Source organism: Moraxella sp. K1664, from assembly GCF_039693965.1.
Taxonomy (GTDB): Bacteria; Pseudomonadota; Gammaproteobacteria; order Pseudomonadales; family Moraxellaceae; genus Moraxella.
In genome coordinates this window covers 2,016,799-2,035,427 of sequence record NZ_CP155576.1, presented here as the reverse complement: position 1 = coordinate 2,035,427, position 18,629 = coordinate 2,016,799, and the positions used below count along the sequence as shown (strand labels likewise).

Genomic DNA, 18,629 nt, shown 5'->3' with positions numbered 1-18,629 from the left:
TATCTTACAAACTAACTTAAAGATACTTGTTGCTCAAAGGATGTTTGGGTTTTGATAACACCAAAACAGATATGTACCAATTTACGCATACAAGCACATAAGGCTTGCATTTTGGTTTTACCGTTTTGTTGTAATCGTTCATAAAATGCCTTAATGGTGCTATTATAACGAATGGCACTCATTGCAGACATATACAGCTTAGCACGCAAAGAGACTTGCCCTTGTTTGGACAGTTTGGTTGCTCCCTTAAAGACACCTGACTGTCTTTGTTTGGGTATTAAGCCTAAAAACGAAGCCATCTGTGAGGCTTTTTTAAATTGTTTGGTATGTATTAAGCATACCACTTCTTTGGCAATAACAGAACCAATGCCGTCAATGGTTTCAAGTAAGGTTTTGTCTTGCTTTAAACTTGGTTGTTTGTCAACAAAGTCATCAATGTCTTTGGTGAGTTTGGCAATTTCCTCTTGAAGGACACTGATGACTGTTTGCATGGATGCTTTAACCAAATCGGGCAGATTGGGTGATAAGAGCAACTCTTGTCGGTTTTGCTCTCGTTGCAAATCTTCTTTGAGTGCTTCTAAGCGAGCCAATAGAGCTTTTAGCTGTTTGGCTTCAATGCTAGGTGCTACCCAAACCTCAGGCTTGTGGCTATAACCATACCTTGATAAAATAATGCTGTCTTTTTTATCAGTTTTATGGATTACCCCCAAACTGTCTGCAAATTTGCGGACATAGTTAGGATTGACAATGCTTTGCTTGATATTATTATCATCAAGAAACTCACTTAGGTGTTCATGATAAACCCCTGTTGCTTCTAGGATGATGTGTAGCTCATCAAGATGATTGCTGACATTGGTTTTTAACCAAGCAAGCAGTAAATCAAAGCCTGCTTTGTTGTTGTTAAAAACCTTGGTTTTTACTTTATTTGTGCTTGGGTTTATAAATGCAACATCAAACTTTGCTTTGCTGATGTCTATGCCAATATAGTGTATCATCTGTCTCTTGCCTTGTTTATGCAGTGTCTGTTTTAATAAACGCACTTAGATACCATTCAGAGTTAAGATGACAAGCAAAGGACACCATCTGAGCACCAGTGTTAAGACACTAAGGGCGAACCCGTGTTCTCTTTGCTTGTATAACCCAACAACATTCTAGCAGATAATCTAGGTTTGGTGTTGGGTTGATACAAGGGCGAACGGAAAACCATTTATCACCAAACTCCATTATACCAAAAAATTCAAATCAGCCGACCAAAATTTATCGGCTGATTGAAATTCATCTCTTATTTTTCAGCAAGCCAAGCGTCCAAAATCTCTTTGTAGGGCTTGATAAACTGCTCTTCGGCAAGTTTGCCTTGTTTTACCGCCAAATCGTTACGCTCCACACGGTCATAATCCACTTTTGGCACGGCATAATCTTCATAAGTTAGACTGCCTTTGTACACTTGCCCTGCAACCGAGTTGGCACTATAAATCTCTGGGCGGTAGATACGCTGGAACGCTTCCATGGTCGCAATGGTGCTAATCAGCTCTAAGTTGGTGTAATCGTTCAACAAATCGGCATTTTCATCGAAATAAAACGCATACGGAGCAACCGATTTTGGTGGCATAAAGTAACGCACTTTTAAGCCCATTTTGGCAAAATATTCATCAGTCAATGAATAGTCGTTTTGCACATATTCCACGCCCAAAATCGGGTGCGTGTTGGTGGTTCTGTGATAGGTGCGAGTGGTCGCAACGCTTAGGCACAGGACAGGCGGTTTTTTGGATTGAGCTTTGTACTCTTCGGACGCAACCATGAATTTGAACAATTTGCCATGCAAATCGCCATAACCTTCTGGTACAGTAAATTCAGGCTTGTCTTTGTTGTACTCACGAAGTAGCACGCTAAAATCATAATCACGGACAAACGATGAAAAGCTGTTGCCGATGATACCGTCAATGGTTTTGCCTGTTTTGTGGTCAACCACAGACGTTTTTAGCCATTCCAATCCTGAGAAAAATTCGCCCTTGCCTGCCACGTCAATGTCAATAGACACAATGTCAATCAGCACCGAATAGCGGTCGTTTGTTGGGTTGTCCCAAGTCGCTAGGTCATTAAAGCGGTTGTTAATCATTCTAATGGCGTTTTGTAGGTTTTGTTTGCGGTTTTCGCCACGAGCTAGGTTAGCAAAGTTGGTGGTCAAACGGGTGCTACTGGCTGGCTCATAGTTTTCATCAAAACGCTGGGTATGCACTCGGCATTGAAATTGTACGGTCATTTTTTCACCTTGCGGGGTTGTTTTTGGAATGTGTGTAGGGCGTGTTGAACCTTTATAACACATTTTACATTTTAAAAAATTTTAGGTATGAACAATGTTTTTGCATGAAAAATGGCTAAATCTTGTTTTTCTGCGTCAAAAGCTCGTTTGATAGAGCGACTATCAAACTTCACTTTTTCCTTGAAAAACGTGCGATTTTTCTCATTTTTCATCGCAAATACAAAGATTCAACACGCCCTATTAAACCACATTTTTTTGATGAAAAAAACTGATATATTTTTAAAAAAAGTTGAAAAAAATTCAGGTTGGGGAAATGTTGTGGTTTTGGGTGTTTGTCTTTGGTGGATTTGTGGGGATAAATTGCAATTTGTCTGATGATAAGGTATGATTTTTGGGTGTTGTGTTTTTCCTACGCATTTATATTTAAAGTGGCGGGGGTTCAAGCACCACTATGCTTTTTCTTTTAAAAGGTGCATGGGATGCACTCTACGGAACTGATTTAACACACATTTTTACTTTATGCAAATATTTTTACAATTTTATGCACATTTTTTTGTAATTTTCATTGACCTTATGCACAAATAAAGGTAAGATATAACTATGGACAGGGTAGCGTAAGCGTAATTCCTAGTCGGCAAAAGCTCCAAAGAAATTTGGGGCTTTTGTTTTAGGGATAAATTCTCAACCCCAAATCTTCATACTCATGCCCTGTATGATTTGCTCCATGCTTGCAATAAAATTTATGTTTAATAACATCAAAGGCTCGGTTAGTCTGAGCAGGTCTTAATACATGATTACCAATGGGTCGTGCAATTAAATCCGCCAGTTGCATACCTGATGAGTTGGCGTATTTTGATGCCAAAATCAGTTGAAATGGATATAGTGAATTCTATTCAAAACACAACAAAGGTTTTTTCGTTCGTGGTGAGCTTGTCGAACCATGATAAGGAAAAACCGTTACCCTTCGACAAGCTCAGGGCGAACGGTTTTTTGTATGGTTTTGATATGAATTGAGTATAACATTTATCTTGGCAAACACGCTCAAATTCAGCTTTTAACAACTTATCTTCATTCAATCCACGTTGTTCAAATACCACAAAAGTTTGGGTATCCTGTTGTCTTTTTTCACCCAAAAAATCATACAAGCGTTCAAGCCCCATTGACATTGCCAAATGATAAGGGTTGTCCGCCATATCGGCTTTGGGTAGTTCATCTTTGCGGATAACACAAGCGATGACAACAAATTTATTATTTTTCATCAATTCGCTAATATCATTTAAAAATGCTTGGTGTATCTCATTGGGCTGATTAAACACCCCCTTACGTTTTAGAATATCTCGCTCATGTAAAATAATCATGTCATGCCCAAAATAATTAAATTTTAGGTTTTGAATGTCTTTAACAGTATGGTTGTTATAGTATCTTTTATTAAAAATACAAAATGCCAAAACAAAAATAGGGTATTTTGAATTGATGTTATCCAAATTATGGTCGCCACTTTCATCTACATAAACAATATAATTACTAAAATTCATGTCATCTCTTAACGGTTTGCTATTCTGCCGGCATTATAAAAACAAAATACCAAAAATACTATCTTGTTTTTTCTAAAAAATAAGATAGTGGATTAATTCAAAAAACAATAACCCCACCCCAACAAAAAAGGCGGACATCAATCCGCCTTTTTTATCATTCGCCATCTTGGCTTGTTTCTATCATCTCGCCATGTTCGCTGTCGCTGTCATCATCGCTTGGCTCTTCATGCTCCACGCATGCAAGTCCCACCAGCGTTTCGCTCTCGCCAATGCGAATGAGCTTAACCCCTTGGGCGTTACGTCCTGCGGTTGCGATTTGGGCGACAGGTGTGCGGACAAGCGTGCCTTTGTCGGAAATCAAAATCACGTCTTCATCGCCTGTTACTGCCACCGCCTTGACAAGCTGACCGTTACGCTCTGATGTCTTAATGGCAATCACGCCTTGACCGCCACGCCCTTTGGTCGGATAGTCATCAATCGGAGTACGTTTGCCATAGCCGTTTTCGCACGCTGTCAAAATCTCGCCTGCCTGTGGGGCAACCACGAGCGACACCACACGACTGACCGACACCACGCTGTCATTATCACTATCATCGGTATCGTCATCGGTCGGCTCGTCATCGTCTAAGCCAAGACTAGCTAAGAGATTGACACGAATACCACGCACGCCCTTGGCGGTACGTCCCATGGCACGAATGGCGGATTCTTTAAAGCGAATGGCTTTACCTTCGTTGGAGAACAGCATAATCTCTTGCTCGCCGTCCGTAATCGCCACACCAATCAAGGTATCACCGTCCACAAGGTCAATGGCTCTTAGTCCGTTGGCACGCAAATTGGCAAATTGCGACAACGCCACACGTTTAACCGTACCGCTTGCCGTGGCAAAAAACACAAATTTACCGTCATCGGCTAGACTCTCCACAGGCAAAATGGCGGTTACGCTCTCGCTTGGGTCAATGTTAATCAGATTGACAAGCGGTCTGCCCTTTGAGCCACGAGACGCAATCGGCACTTCAAAACCACGCAAGCCAAACACTCGCCCTGTGTTGGTAAAACACAAAATATGGGCGTGCGTACTGGTAACCAATAAATGCTCAATCACGTCATCTTCTTTCATGGCGGTCGCTGATTTGCCTTTTCCGCCACGTTTTTGGGCTTGGTAGTCGCTCACGGCTTGGGTTTTGGCATAGCCTGTATGCGACACGGTCATGACCACCGTCTGCTCTGGGATTAGGTCTTCACGGCTAAAATCGGCTCGTGCGTCCACGATGTCGGTTTTACGCTCATCGCCAAAATCATCACGGATTTGGATAAGCTCCGCCTTAATCACGCCCATAAGTTTGTCAAAATCCGCCAAAATCATCTGCAAACGTGCAATCTCGCCCAAAATCTCTTGGTATTCTTTGGACAATTTGTCCTGCTCCAATCCTGTCAAGCGGTGCAGTTGCATATCCAAAATGGCGTTCACTTGGTCGGGCGATAGGCGGTATTCTTTGTCGTCATTGATAAGCCCAAACGGTGCGTTTAAATCCTCGCCCTCGATGATGTCGGGGCGGATAGACGTTGCCCCTGCATTTTTTAGCATGGCAACCACATTGCCCGCCTGCCAGATATGCCCAAGCAAGTTTTCACGAGCCTCAGAGCGGTTGGCGGACTTTTTAATGGTCTCAATGATGTCATCAATATTGGCAAGGGCAATGGTCAAGCCCTCTAACAAATGCCCACGAGCTTTGGCTTTATTCAGCTCAAAAATGGTACGGCGTGTAACAACCTCTTGGCGATGACGGATAAAACTGGCGATTAGGTCGTGCAAGGTCATAAGGCGTGGCTGTCCGTTGTCAAGGGCAACCATGTTAATGCTAAAACTGGATTCTAAGGGCGTTTGCAGGAATAAATTATTTACCACGACTTCGGCATTTTCGCCACGTCTTAGGTCAATGGCAATCCGCATACCCTCTTTGTCGGACTCATCACGCACGCCTGTGATACCGTCCAATTTTTTGTCATTGACAAGTTGGGCGATTTGCTCAATGAGTTTGGCTTTATTGACTTGATAAGGAATCTCAGTAAAGACAATGCGTTCACGGTCTTTTGAGTTACCTTCCATGTTTTCAATGACATAACGCCCACGAATGTGCAGTCGCCCCTTACCTGTGCGATAAGCGTCCGAAATCCCGCTCCGCCCATAGATGATACCACCTGTGGGAAAATCGGGCCCGCTGATGTGGCTTGCCAGCTCATCGCCTGTAATCATGGGGTTATCGGCATAGGCAAGACAAGCGTTCACAACTTCGGTCAAGTTGTGCGGTGCCATGTTGGTCGCCATGCCGACTGCAATGCCCGTTGCCCCATTGACAAGCAGGTTTGGCACACGAGCAGGTAGCACAGACGGCATTTTTTCGGAGCCGTCATAGTTGTCCTCCCAGTCCACCGTGTCTTTGTCAAGGTCGGCAAGCATTTGGTGCGTGAGTTTTTGCATACGCACTTCGGTATAACGCATGGCGGCAGGTGGGTCGCCGTCCACCGAGCCGAAGTTGCCCTGTCCGTCCACCATCATATACCGCATAGAAAACGGCTGGGCAAGACGTACAATGGCATCATACACGGCAGTGTCGCCGTGGGGGTGATATTTACCGATAACATCGCCCACGACACGGGCGGATTTTTTGTAGGGTTTGTTATAATCGTTGGACAGCTCGTGCATGGCGTACATCACACGGCGGTGAACAGGCTTTAAGCCGTCTCGCACATCAGGCAAGGCACGAGAGACGATGACGCTCATCGCATAGTCAAGGTAGGACTGCTTTAATTCATCAACAATCCCAACGGGGGTTACGCTATCGGTCATAATTTTTCCAAGGAACACACATAAAGGCGACATTATAGCACAAAATGGCAAAAATGGCGAATTTTACGCCATAAAATACGAGCTTTTTATTTTAAAAAATTATTAAAAATCAATATGTTAAAACTTTACCGTTTGGCGGTTTTTTAGAATTTTTAAAAACCTAATAAGGCACTTGAATAAATCCCAAAAATTTGCTAATATATCGGCTTTATTGTGTTAGGCAACGTGTCTCCTTTATTTTATTGGGTAATTCGGTGGCTGCCTGAATTATCGCCTACACTAAGTTACTTTTATCCATTTTTACTTTTTGTAAGGAAAATTATCATGGCAAACTCAGCCCAAGCTCGTAAACGTGCACGCCAAAACGTCAAACGCCGTGCCCAAAACGCATCTCAACGTTCTATGGTTCGTACCTACATCAAACGTGTGGTATCTGCCATCGAATCTAAGTCTTATGACCTAGCAACCGAAGCCTACGCCAAAGCCGTTCCTGTGATTGACCGCATGGCTGACAAAGGCATCATTCACAAAAACAAAGCTGCTCGCCATAAGAGCCGTCTAAACAAAGCTATCAAAGCCCTAAAAGCTTAATCGGCACTCATACCAGTTTTGGTAACAGACTTAAAAAGACCTTAATATTGATTAAGGTCTTTTTTATTTTAAAGTGGCAGATTTTGTGTTAAAATTTGTGCGTTTTTTCGCCTTTATTTTGCTTTTATCCTGCTCTTATTTAAAGGGTTTTATAAGAATTTGTAAGGACGCACCATGTCAGATACCCCACCCCAAGCCAACCACCCCACCCCAAGCCAATCCCCAACATCCACCCCACTTACCCATCAACTCAACCGTGAAGCCAAATGGGCGGTGTATCTTACGCTCCTGTACATGGCAGGTTGGGTGGTTTTTGCCTATTTTATGCCAACGGGGACGGGGGTTTTGGGCTTGCCGTTGTGGTTTGAGCTAAGCTGTGTGTTTTTGCCATTGATTTTTATTTTAATCAGCATGGCGGTGTTAAAGGCGGTTTATCAGGAAATGGATTTAGACGGTGAATTAAGCAACGAGTTAAATCACAATGACAAACAAGGGGAAAATTAATGAATCTAAATATCCAAATTTTAATCCCCCTTGTCCTGTATCTGTTTTTTGTGTTTGGGGTGGCGTGGTACGCTTATCAAAAACGCAAAACGGGCGGATTTTTAAATGAATACTATGTCGGCTCTCGCTCCATGGGCGGATTTGTGCTTGCCATGACGACAGTTGCGACTTATGTCTCGGCAAGCTCATTCATCGGAGGGCCGGGGGCGGCGTACAAATTTGGCTTGGGCTGGGTGCTGTTATCCATGATACAAGTGCCTGCAATTTGGCTCACGCTTGGTACACTCGGCAAAAAATTTGCCATGTTCGCCCGTCAAACAGGTAGCATTACCATTAACGACCTGCTATTTGCCCGTTATCAAAATAAAGTCGTGGTATGGCTTGCGTGCGTCTCGCTCCTGCTTGCGTTTTTTGGCATGATGGTGGTGCAGTTTATTGGGGCGGGTCGTCTGCTTGAAACGACATTGGGTCTGCCTTATGAGTGGTCAATTGGCGTGTTTGCCCTTGTGATTGGGCTTTATACCTTTATCGGTGGCTTTCGGGCGGTGGTTTTGACCGATACGGTGCAAGGGCTTGTCATGCTCATCGGCACGATGCTCCTACTTGGGGCAACGCTTGTCGCCACAGGGGGTATGGACAACGCCATGACAACCCTGCATGCCATTGACCCACGTCTACTGACCCCCACAGGCGTTGATGATAAGCTGTCGGCAACGTTTATGCTGTCGTTTTGGGTGCTGGTGTGCTTTGGCTTGATTGGTCTGCCCCATACGGCGGTGCGGGCGATGGCGTATAAGGACAGTCGCTCGCTACATCGGGGGATACTTGTCGGGACGGTGGTGATGACGGTGCTGGTCTTGGGTATGCACCTAGCAGGGGTGCTGGCTCGTGCGGTCGTGCCTGAGCTTGATGTGCCTGATAAAGTCATTCCCACGCTGATGATGACGGTGCTACCGCCCTTTGTGGCGGGGATATTTTTGGCAGCTCCCATGGCGGCGATTATGTCGTCCATTGACTCGATGCTGATACAGTCGTCAAGTACGCTCATTAAGGATTTGTATCTGTCTATCAAGCCTGACGCTATCCACAACGAAGCCAAAATCAAACGCTACTCCACCACGCTCACGCTTGGTTTTACTGTGATTTTGGCGGTCGTTGCCATGCTAAATCCGCCTGATATGCTGATTTGGCTAAACTTATTGTCCTTTGGTGGGTTAGAGTCGACTTTTTTGTGGGTGCTGGTCTTTGGGCTGTATTACAAAAAAGCCAATGCCACAGGGGCGATATGGTCTATGGTGGCAGGTCTGACAAGCTATGTCATCATTGCCTATTTTAAAATCGCTTTATGGGATTTGCACGCTGTCGTGCCTGCGTTGGTGATTGGACTTCTTGCATTTTTGGTGGGGAATAAGGTGGGGGAGACGAAAAAGGTGTGATGTTGGTTTAGGTTTGATTTAAATAAATGAAAGATTGACATCTTTTTAATAAAATCTTGAAAGTTAGATTGGTGTTGTAATCCTAATTGATTCAAATTAAAATTCTTGATCTTTATTTTTAGTCCGATGTGCGAACTTTTGACACACCCTATATCCCAAAAAATTGGTATGAAAAGCAAGGTCTATCCATGAAATCCATTTATTTTTTATTAGGGCGTGTTGAACTTTATTAGGGCGTGCCTGCCTTTGGTATTTGCAATGAAAAATACCTGTTAAAAAAGCAGGGGAACCGCCCGTTTTTCAAGAAAAAAACAAAGGCTGTGAGTTTTTTATCAGACAAGTTTTTATTATAAAAAACAATCCGACCACTTAACTGGGTAAATTTTAAGAGTTTCACTCAATTTTTAAATTTAAGTGGTTGGATAGCCATTTTTCATGCAAAAATTGATTGAAATTGTCAATTTTTCATCTTACACCTAACAAACTTAATATTTACCACAGGCTTTGTAGGGACTGGCTCCGCACATCCTTTGATAACATGCCAATTTTTATAGGCGTGCACAGCATGCCCCTACACCCAAACTTCTTTATGTTTGTGGTAATTTTAAAGTTTCTCGGGTGTATTTTATAAAAATGTTATCAATGGTAGGCACGCCCTAAATTATTTTCATAAAAAATAGGCAACTTTCCCCATTTTTAATGAAAAACACAAAAAAACAAACACACCCCAATAAAAAAATCGTCCAATATCCATTGAGCGATTTTTGTTTTATAAAACCATTAAACTCTAAACTGCGGTAGTAATGCAGGTACACCAGGGAACATACCCACCAAGCCCATGGCAATACATAGAATCACAAAACTTGCCACAGGGATAATCACACGCCCCATCAGACCCAGCTCAACACTGCGTTTTTTATCACCGATAAGACCTAGGTTATCCAACATCATGGTTAGCGACCAACCAAACACAGGGTTCACCAATGCTGATGAGAACACCACGATGGCGGCTGACTGAGTTGTCTTACCTGCACGAGTCATTTCCATACCTGCTTCTAGTAGCGGTACAAATACCGCCACAATAAGAGCTGTGGAGAGCACAGGTTGCCATACCGCCAAGTCCATGGGATAACCCCAAATGGCTGCGACGATACAAAATACTGCGGTCAAGACAGCACCAGCAGGAATCGGACGTTTGGCGATGGATGCAGGCACGATGTATGTACCCCATGATGATGTGAAGTTCGCCCCACCCAGTGCCGAGCCCACCATTTGACGGATAGAGCACGCAATGGTCGTGTCATCAATATTCATGTGTGTACGTTCAGAGTGCTTAGGATAGCTGATTTGCTGGAATACTTTGTGTCCCAAGAAATCTGGTGGCCACATGGCAACCGCCAACACCGCAAAAGGAAATACCACAATAAAGGCTTTGGCGTCGGGCAGACCTAGCGTCCAACCTGTATTCTCACCCCACCAGTAAGTGGGGCTAAGTGGCGGCAGCCCTGGCTCGGTCTTAAACTCAAAGGGAGCTCCCAAGATAAATGCCAAAAAGCCCGCCAACGCACAGCCGACAGGCACCGCAAGCCAACGTTTTTGCCAGTGTTCTAGCAAGGCATACATAACAATGGTTGATAAAATGATGATAAAGGCGATGTGTGGCAGACCAATTTTATCCGCCCAGGCTATCATGTTTTTGACCTGAGCCATCAGCCCTACAAAACCCAGATAGAGTAGTAGCCCGCCTGCCACCCCGTTACTGGTGAGCTTGGACATCAGGCTACCGCCTTTTAAGACCGCCATAATCAGTCCAAATACCCCGATGAGCACACCAAAAGCAAGTGGGTGCCCCCCTGCCGCCACCACAATAGGAATGAGCGGAATGAGCGGTCCGTGTGTGCCAGGTAAGTTGGACGTTGGTAGGAAAAATGCTGAGAAAATAAGTACAAAGATTGCAGCAATAATCATCTCATAGCGGACGTTTTGCAAGACAAAATCTTCGCCCAAACCAAGCGGTGCGGCAAAGGCAGCTGCCATCGCTCCCACCATGACGATTTTACCAATCATCCCCGCCATCGCAGGAATGGTATCTTCAAACTCAAAACGATAATCACGAAATGGCAAGTTCACGCCCCATCTTTTGGGTTTCATGATTTGCAATTCGTGTCTTAGATAAGCGTCACGAGACTCAAAGGCAGATGAAGGCTTATGAAGCTCTTCATAGCTTTTGGTTGTGTATTCTCGGATTTGCTCTTCGGTTAAATCAGATTGAACATCACTCACAAATACCTCCTATCACTGTGAGAAAAGTGCGTTTTAAAATCCTTGTTTTTTCATTTGTCTAAGTCTTGCATTCATCTGCATGCTCATACAATGCCAAAAAACACTTTTTAAAACACCAAGCAACCTTACCATCCCACCGATTCATTAATTATTTCTACAAATACCACAAACGTCATATAAGTTATTTTATAACAATAATTTAATAAATCAATCGTACTAGTAAGAGTGCGGTGCTGATTATAACTTTCTTTTTTGTGACTGTCATGTTTTATTTGTAAAAAATTATGAAATATTTGCTAAGTTGCTAATTTTTAATGATATTAAAACCCATTACACCTAGGGCGTACCTACCATTGATAACATTTTTATGAAATAAGATGAAAATTTTAATGCTTTAATCCATTTTTGCATGAAAAATGGCTAAATCTTGTTTTTCATTGCAAATACCAAAGGCGGGCACGCCCTAGTAACACAAACTCGTTTTGTGTAAATGGTAAAAATTTGTTAAAATAAATCCCTATCACAAAACAATCACATCAAAGACCATCACATGACCACACCGACCACTTACCCCTGCCCCCAATGTCAAAAACCGACCAGTTGGTCTGACAACCCGAACCGCCCGTTTTGTAGTGAACGCTGTAAACTCATTGATTTAGGAGCGTGGGCGGATGAATCATATCGTGTGGCAACCGATGATACGCCATTTAGCGATGAATTGTCCAAAGCGTGATTTACCCAAATTTTGAGAATTTTATCAAATTTTACACGCCATTCATTTGACAATTTTTGATTTTATTATTTAGAAAAATTTAAGGACTTTTTATGTCTTATCTTATGCCAACCTACGCCCGTCAGCCCATTTCTTTTGTGCGTGGGCAAGGCTCATATCTGTACACCGCAGACGGCACGGCGTATCTGGATGCTCTGACAGGTATCGCCGTGTGTGGGCTTGGTCATTGCCACCCTGCCATCAGCCATGCCATGAAAGAGCAAGCCGACACGCTCATTCACACCAGTAATTTATACCAAATTGACTGGCAAGAAAAAGCAGGCGAAATACTCTGTCAAAAGGCGGGCATGGACAAAGTATTTTTTGCCAACTCGGGAGCCGAAGCCAACGAATGTGCCTTAAAACTGGCTCGCCTATATGCCCACAACCAAAGCAAATCTCACCCCAAAGTCATCGTCATGGAACACGCCTTTCACGGTCGCACCCTACTCACCGTAACCGCCACCGCCAATCCTAAGGCTCGGACAGGCTTTTTTACCTTGGATGATGACTTTATCCGTGTACCATTTAATGATGTCTCTGCCGTAGAAGCCTTGATAGATGACAAAGACATTTGTGCAGTATTTGTAGAACCTATTCAGGGCGAAGGTGGACTACACACCCCAAGCGATGATTATTTAGAAAAACTACAAAATATCTGCCATACCAACGACTGGCTGTTTATGCTTGATGAAGTACAAACAGGTAACGGTCGCACGGGCAAATATTTTGCTTATCAATATAGCAATGTCAAGCCAGACGTACTGACCACCGCCAAAGGACTGGGCAACGGCTTTCCTGTGGGGGCGTGTATGGTGTCAGGGCGAGCCAAAGACCTGTTCGGAGCGGGTTCACACGGCTCTACGTTTGGCGGTACGCCCTTTGGCTGTCGGGTGGTCTGTGCCGTCTATGATGAGCTGACCGATGAAGTGATGAAAAATGCCATGCGTGAGAGCGATTTTATCCGCCAAAGCGTGCGTGAGCATTTCCCACAAATAGACGTGCGTGGGCGTGGCATGATGATAGGCTTTGGTTTGCCTGATGGCGTGGACTGTACGCACATTGTGGACATGGCTCGTGATGAGTTTTATCTGATTTTAAACGTTACAGGCGGTAATGTCATTCGTCTGCTACCTACCTTAAATATTAGTCATGATGATACGGTGATTTTGACCAATAGGCTGATTGGTTTGTTAGAAAAGACCTTGGAATAAGCTTGGGATAAACTTGGTGTAAAATTTGCCATATTCTAGCAACCATTGTTAAAAAAATGCCTAAAATTCATCCGATTTTGTAAAACTTGTTGAAGTTTATTTTGGTAAAATTATCCTACTTTACTTCATTCTCAACTTTTTATAAGTGATTGATTTATCAAGGGCGAATTGCAATTCGCCCCTACAACCCAACAATAATTATAGGGCAATCAATAAGTTATCATTTTAAGTTGAGATTGACATATACTTTATTTTATCAAAACAATTTTAGGAAAATCATGAACAACACTCACCGTCAAACAGGGGCAAGCATTTGGGTTATTCTGCCATGGCTGATTGCCCTAGCCTTAGCCACAGCTTTGGTGCTATTGGTCGCCAAGCACAACGCCACGCCCCTAACCACCCAAAGCCAAGCTCCCAAAGCCGAACAAATCGCCCCAAACACGCAATCAAGCGAGCAGGTATGGCAACCCACCCTTGCCACGCCCAAAGCCCACAACAACCCCGACACCGCCCCCACGGTAGATTCTTATCATGACGCGGTCACCCAAGCCAGCCTGTCCGTGGTCAATATCTACACCACCCAAAGAGTGCAAAACCCTTATATGGGCGACCCTGTGTTAGAGCAGTTTTTTGAATACTATGGGCAAGGGCAAGAGATTGACAGGGGGGCGAGCAGTCTGGGTTCGGGCGTGATTGTCTCCAAAGACGGCTATATCGTCACCAACGCCCACGTCATCGAACAAGCCGATGAGATTACCGTCGCCTTAAATGACGGGCGTAAGGCACGGGCGACCATCGTGGGGGCGGACGTGGAGAGTGATTTGGCGGTGATTAAGGTTGAGATGGACAACCTAGTTCCACTCGCTTTTCGCCGTGAACCCATTCGTGTGGGCGATGTTGCACTTGCCATTGGCAATCCCTTTGGCGTGGGTCAGACCGTCACCCAAGGTATCATCTCTGCCACAGGTCGCTCTGGACTGGGTCTGACCACCTTTGAAGACTTCATTCAGACCGACGCCGCCATCAATCCTGGTAACTCAGGCGGTGCCTTGGTGGACGCCAATGGGGCATTGGTTGGCATTAACACCGTCATCTACTCTCGCTCTGGCGGTTCGATGGGGATCGGCTTTGCCATTCCCACCACCATTGTTGAGCAGGTCATGAACGGGCTAATTAGCACTGGCAGGGTCAGCCGTGGCTGGCTTGGCGTGGAGATTGCCCCTGTCAGGGAGAACCCCACCAATCTCACCACTCACGAAGGCGTGGTCATCGCCAATGTCATGACAGATAGCCCAGCAGGCAAGGCAGGTCTACAGGCAGGCGATGTGGTGCTGTCACTTGATGGCAAAACCATTGACAACGCCAACACACTCATCGGTATCGTCTCTGCCAAGGCTCCCGACAGCACACTTGATGCTGTAGTCAAGCGTGGTGACGATGAGCATGAGCTTACCATCACCGTCGGCGAACGCCCCAGTCGTGGCAACAACCGCCAAAACAGCCAACAAGGCAGTCGCTCTCTAAGCTCCGAAGAGCGTGCTTATCTTAATGAGCTGTTTAATCAGTTAAACCGCATGCACGGACGTTGATGGCAAACCAAACCCAATCTTGGTATTAGGGCGTGCCCGCCTTTGATATTTGCCATGAAAAATGAGAAAAATCGCCCGTTTTTCAAGGAAAAAGTGAAGTTTGATGGTTATTCTATCAAACGAGCTTTTGACGATGAAAAACCAGATTTAGCCATTTTTCATGCAAAAATGAATTAAAGTGTTAAATTTCATCTTATTTTTAAAAATGTTATCAATGGTAGGCACGCCCTAGTTTTTTGTTGAATTTTTAAAATAAAGCCTTACTATTTATCCATCATTTACAAACCACGAGAACATCATGAGCGAACACATCGATGACGATAAAATCCTAGCCGTCCGCCGATTTTTATTAACCTTACAAGACAACATCTGTCAAGCCCTAGAAGCCCAAGAACACGCAGGTGGTGTTGATGGGGCAAGCTCTGCCAGATTCATCAGTGATGTCTGGGAACGCCCCGATGGCGGTGGCGGTCGCTCAAACGTACTCTCTGATGGCGTGGTCATCGAAAAGGCGGGCGTGATGTTTAGCCACATTCACATCCGCAACCTGCCCCCATCTGCCAGTGAACGCCACCCCCAACTGGCAGGAGCGACCGCACAGGCGATGGGCGTGTCTTTGGTCGTCCACCCCAAAAACCCCCACGTCCCAACCAGTCATGCCAACGTTCGCTTGTTTGTCGCCACGCCTGCCGATGGTGGTAAGCCGATTTGGTGGTTTGGGGGCGGATTTGATTTAACCCCCTTTTACCCTATAATGAATGATGTCGTACATTGGCACACCATCGCTCACAAGCTGTGCCAGCCTTTTGGCGATGATGTTTATCCGACTTTTAAAGCGTGGTGCGATGACTATTTTTACCTAAAACATCGTGGCGAATGCCGTGGCGTGGGTGGACTGTTTTATGACGACCTAAACACCACTACCCAAGGCTGGGATTTTGAAAAATGCTTTGCCTTTATGCAAGCAGTGGGACAAGGTTACATCGATGGCATCATTCCTATTTTTGAAAATAACAAACACCGACCCTACACCGCCGATGAACGTGCCTTTCAGCTGTATCGCCGTGGGCGGTACGTTGAGTACAACCTTGTCTATGACCGTGGCACGCTGTTTGGCTTGCAGTCCAATGGTCGCACCGAGTCTATTTTGGTGTCCATGCCCCCTTTGGCAAGCTGGGCATATCGCTACGAACCCGTGGCAGGCACGCCAGAGTTTGAACTGACCGACTTTTATTTAAAGCCCAGAGATTGGCTTGGTTTGATGGGTAAATCATAAACGCCCGCTTTGTTATCAAATGTAACTTTGTGTACTTTTATGCAATGACGTTTGAAATCATCAAAGGCTTGTGATATATTTATATTAGTTTGTATAAACTCATGAATAATAAAAAAGAATTGGTTTTTGCCAATTCTTTTTTGTCAAATACCAAGCCACCTTGATAGAAAGCCCCATGAAATCAGCAAAATTGAAATCTCTAAAATTGCAATCGGTAAAATCTTTTGGTCTCATCGCCCTAACCGCCCTTGCCCTGACTGCTTGTGGCGACAAAGCCCCTGCTGGTGCTAGCTCAGCAACATCACCCGATGTCAAAGCCCGCCAAGACCTAATGCAAGACTGGCGTGCTGCCAATGATATCTTAAAAGGCATGATGGAAAACCCTGCCAATTTTGATGCCGCCACCTTTAAAGAGCAAGCTGAATTCATCAGTGGTAGCACCGTCCAAATGTGGACGCACTTTAATGATGCCAATGCCAAAGGCGACTCTCAGGACGCTGTATGGTCAGATGCGGCAGGCTTTCAAACCAAAAAAGACGAGTTTGATGCTGCCACCCAAAACCTTGTGGCAGTCGCTGCCACTGCCCAAAGTGCTGATGATGTTCACACCGCCTTTGGAGCCATGGCAGAAAACTGTGGCAGTTGCCATAAGGTTTATAAAAAGTGATTGTTGATTGTTAATTGTTGATCAATAAACTTTTAAATAATTTTAAGGGCAAATCTGAACCGCACCCCAAAAGTTAGACACACTAACCTTTGGGGTGCTTTTTATGGCAAAATACACAACCGACTTTAAACTGTCTGTGATTGGGTATTATCTTAATCATCATGGCTACAAACAAACCGCCAAACACTTTAATCTAAACCACACAACCGTAGAGCTATGGGTTAAACTCTATCAAGCACATGGCATTGATGGCATAAAAAGACGACACACAAAGGCTGTCTATGACACAGATTTTAAGCTTAATGCCGTTCAAGCCATACAACAGGGCAAATCGCTTACACAACTTGCCATAGAGCTTAATCTGCCACAACCTTCTTTACTGTCAACTTGGTTAAAGTCCTACCAAGCCTTTGGTATAATGGGACTAATACCCAAACCCAAAGGCAAAAAAGCAATGTCAAACAAACACAACGCTAATAAAACCAAATCAACTTGGAAAACCAAACAAGACCACGAAAAAAGTGTGGATGATTTGCTTGATGAACTTGCCTATCTTAGAGCAGAGAATGACTATCTAAAAAAGCTAGATGCCTTAATTCGTCAAAAGGAACAATCAGTACAAACAAAGAACAAGTCCTGATCATCCAAGAATTAAGGCATAAGCACAAACTTGCTGACTTATTGGCAGTGTCAAACTTGCCAAGAAGTGTGTTTTATTACCACATTCGTCAAAGTACAAAGCCTGACAAAGACCTTGACTTAAAAGAACACATTAACCACATCTACCACCAACACAAGGGCAGGTATGGTTATCGTAGAATCACATCAGAGCTTAACAATCAGCTTGCCCAAAAAGGCATGGTCATTAATCATAAACGAGTGCAACGACTGATGGCTAAACTTGGACTCAAAGCATTGGTTCGTCGTCAACGTAAGTTTAATACTTACAAAGGCACAATGGGCAAAGATACCATTCAGGACAATATACTCAAAAGAGACTTTAAAGCAGACAAACCCAATCAAAAGTGGGCAACAGACATCACAGAGTTTAAAGTACAAGACAAGGCAAATGATGGCAGTGTCATTCAAAGAAAACTCTACCTATCGCCCATCATCGACTTGTTTAATGGTGAGATTGTCAGTTATACGATGAAGGACAGACCAACGTATGAGTTGGTCAAAGAGATGTTAAATGATGCCCTATCCAAGCTAAGCCAAGAAAAGATGGATGACAAACCCATCATTCATTCAGACCAAGGCTGGCACTATCAAATGCACCAGTATCAACAAACCCTAAAAGAACAAGGCTTAACCCAAAGCATGTCAAGAAAAGGCAATTGTTTGGATAATGCTGTGATAGAGAGCTTCTTTGGTACGCTAAAACAAGAGATATTTTATGAGACAACCACATTTACATCAACAGATGAACTTAAACAAGTGATTGATGAGTACATACACTACTACAATCATGATAGAATAAAGAGCAAATTAAAAGGACTAAGTCCTGTTAAGTACAGAAACTTAGTCCAATTAGGGTTAATACAACCACTTGCAACAACCTAACCTTTAATCTTATGTCTAAGATTTGGGGGTCGGTTCAGATTCGCCCAAGTGTTTATCTTACCACAGGACTCGTAGGGGTGTGTTGCAC

Annotated in this window: 17 protein-coding genes; 12 read left to right on the top strand and 5 right to left on the bottom strand. The window is 44.1% G+C overall.

Annotation, left to right across the window (positions count from 1 at the left end; genetic code table 11):
- Window positions 1-11 precede the first annotated feature (11 nt).
- Both AAHK14_RS10030 and AAHK14_RS10025 read right to left on the bottom strand, forming a co-directional pair.
- Window positions 12-1,040 (bottom strand): IS110 family transposase, encoded by a 1,029-nt coding sequence (locus AAHK14_RS10030; RefSeq protein WP_083108321.1) that lies wholly within the window; start codon window positions 1,038-1,040, stop codon window positions 12-14.
- A 242-nt stretch (window positions 1,041-1,282) separates the two neighbouring features.
- Window positions 1,283-2,260 carry a DUF1852 domain-containing protein gene (locus AAHK14_RS10025; RefSeq protein WP_062500562.1) on the bottom strand — a complete coding sequence of 326 codons (978 nt, stop codon included), beginning with the start codon at window positions 2,258-2,260 and terminating at the stop codon, window positions 1,283-1,285.
- A 111-nt stretch (window positions 2,261-2,371) separates the two neighbouring features.
- On the opposite strand from AAHK14_RS10025, the gene AAHK14_RS10020 reads away from it, so the two are divergent.
- Window positions 2,372-2,635 (top strand): hypothetical protein, encoded by a 264-nt coding sequence (locus AAHK14_RS10020; RefSeq protein WP_194092734.1) that lies wholly within the window; start codon window positions 2,372-2,374, stop codon window positions 2,633-2,635.
- 518 nt (window positions 2,636-3,153) lie between these two features.
- Here the strand turns inward: AAHK14_RS10020 and AAHK14_RS10015 are convergent.
- Window positions 3,154-3,795 carry a DUF3800 domain-containing protein gene (locus tag AAHK14_RS10015; RefSeq protein ID WP_065254861.1) on the bottom strand — a complete coding sequence of 214 codons (642 nt, stop codon included), beginning with the start codon at window positions 3,793-3,795 and terminating at the stop codon, window positions 3,154-3,156.
- A 154-nt stretch (window positions 3,796-3,949) separates the two neighbouring features.
- A complete protein-coding gene (gene gyrA / locus AAHK14_RS10010) occupies window positions 3,950-6,643 on the bottom strand; it encodes a DNA gyrase subunit A (RefSeq protein WP_065254862.1) in 2,694 nt (897 codons plus the stop codon).
- 324 nt (window positions 6,644-6,967) lie between these two features.
- On the opposite strand from gyrA, the gene rpsT reads away from it, so the two are divergent.
- The 3 genes from rpsT (at window position 6,968) to panF (ending at window position 9,174) form a co-directional block, all read left to right on the top strand.
- A complete protein-coding gene (rpsT, locus tag AAHK14_RS10005; protein WP_062500380.1) occupies window positions 6,968-7,234 on the top strand; it encodes a 30S ribosomal protein S20 in 267 nt (88 codons plus the stop codon).
- Window positions 7,235-7,408: 174 nt separating this feature from the next.
- Window positions 7,409-7,738, top strand: a complete 330-nt coding sequence (locus tag AAHK14_RS10000) for a YhdT family protein (protein ID WP_083108123.1) — start codon at window positions 7,409-7,411, stop codon at window positions 7,736-7,738.
- Window positions 7,738-9,174 (top strand): sodium/pantothenate symporter, encoded by a 1,437-nt coding sequence (gene panF, locus AAHK14_RS09995; RefSeq protein WP_194092733.1) that lies wholly within the window; start codon window positions 7,738-7,740, stop codon window positions 9,172-9,174. Before AAHK14_RS10000 ends, panF begins: the two co-directional genes overlap by 1 nt.
- 780 nt (window positions 9,175-9,954) lie before the next feature.
- On the opposite strand, the gene AAHK14_RS09990 is transcribed toward panF, so the two are convergent.
- The gene (locus AAHK14_RS09990) at window positions 9,955-11,457 is read right to left on the bottom strand and encodes a DUF3360 family protein (RefSeq protein ID WP_227514636.1); all 1,503 of its coding nucleotides are present in this window, start codon (window positions 11,455-11,457) and stop codon (window positions 9,955-9,957) included.
- A gap of 550 nt (window positions 11,458-12,007) precedes the next feature.
- Here AAHK14_RS09990 and AAHK14_RS09985 point away from each other — a divergent pair.
- The 8 genes from AAHK14_RS09985 to AAHK14_RS09950 all read left to right on the top strand — a co-directional run bounded on the left by AAHK14_RS09985 (window position 12,008) and on the right by AAHK14_RS09950 (window position 18,541).
- Window positions 12,008-12,190, top strand: coding sequence for a DNA gyrase inhibitor YacG (locus AAHK14_RS09985; protein WP_062501262.1), 183 nt, complete (start codon window positions 12,008-12,010; stop codon window positions 12,188-12,190).
- Window positions 12,191-12,282: 92 nt separating this feature from the next.
- Window positions 12,283-13,443 carry an aspartate aminotransferase family protein gene (locus tag AAHK14_RS09980; protein WP_065254865.1) on the top strand — a complete coding sequence of 387 codons (1,161 nt, stop codon included), beginning with the start codon at window positions 12,283-12,285 and terminating at the stop codon, window positions 13,441-13,443.
- Window positions 13,444-13,721: 278 nt separating this feature from the next.
- The gene (locus AAHK14_RS09975; protein WP_065254866.1) at window positions 13,722-15,035 is read left to right on the top strand and encodes a trypsin-like peptidase domain-containing protein; all 1,314 of its coding nucleotides are present in this window, start codon (window positions 13,722-13,724) and stop codon (window positions 15,033-15,035) included.
- A 54-nt stretch (window positions 15,036-15,089) separates the two neighbouring features.
- Window positions 15,090-15,212, top strand: a complete 123-nt coding sequence (locus AAHK14_RS09970) for a hypothetical protein (RefSeq protein ID WP_255518667.1) — start codon at window positions 15,090-15,092, stop codon at window positions 15,210-15,212.
- A gap of 121 nt (window positions 15,213-15,333) precedes the next feature.
- The gene (hemF, locus tag AAHK14_RS09965; RefSeq protein ID WP_065254867.1) at window positions 15,334-16,311 is read left to right on the top strand and encodes an oxygen-dependent coproporphyrinogen oxidase; all 978 of its coding nucleotides are present in this window, start codon (window positions 15,334-15,336) and stop codon (window positions 16,309-16,311) included.
- 175 nt (window positions 16,312-16,486) lie between these two features.
- Window positions 16,487-16,978, top strand: a complete 492-nt coding sequence (locus AAHK14_RS09960; RefSeq protein ID WP_065254868.1) for a cytochrome c — start codon at window positions 16,487-16,489, stop codon at window positions 16,976-16,978.
- Between the two features lie 103 nt (window positions 16,979-17,081).
- Entirely contained in the window at window positions 17,082-17,618 is a 537-nt protein-coding gene (locus AAHK14_RS09955) for a helix-turn-helix domain-containing protein (protein ID WP_065256690.1), read from the top strand.
- Window positions 17,591-18,541, top strand: coding sequence for an IS3 family transposase (locus AAHK14_RS09950; RefSeq protein ID WP_115246899.1), 951 nt, complete (start codon window positions 17,591-17,593; stop codon window positions 18,539-18,541). Before AAHK14_RS09955 ends, AAHK14_RS09950 begins: the two co-directional genes overlap by 28 nt.
- The last annotated feature ends 88 nt before the right edge of the window (window positions 18,542-18,629 follow it).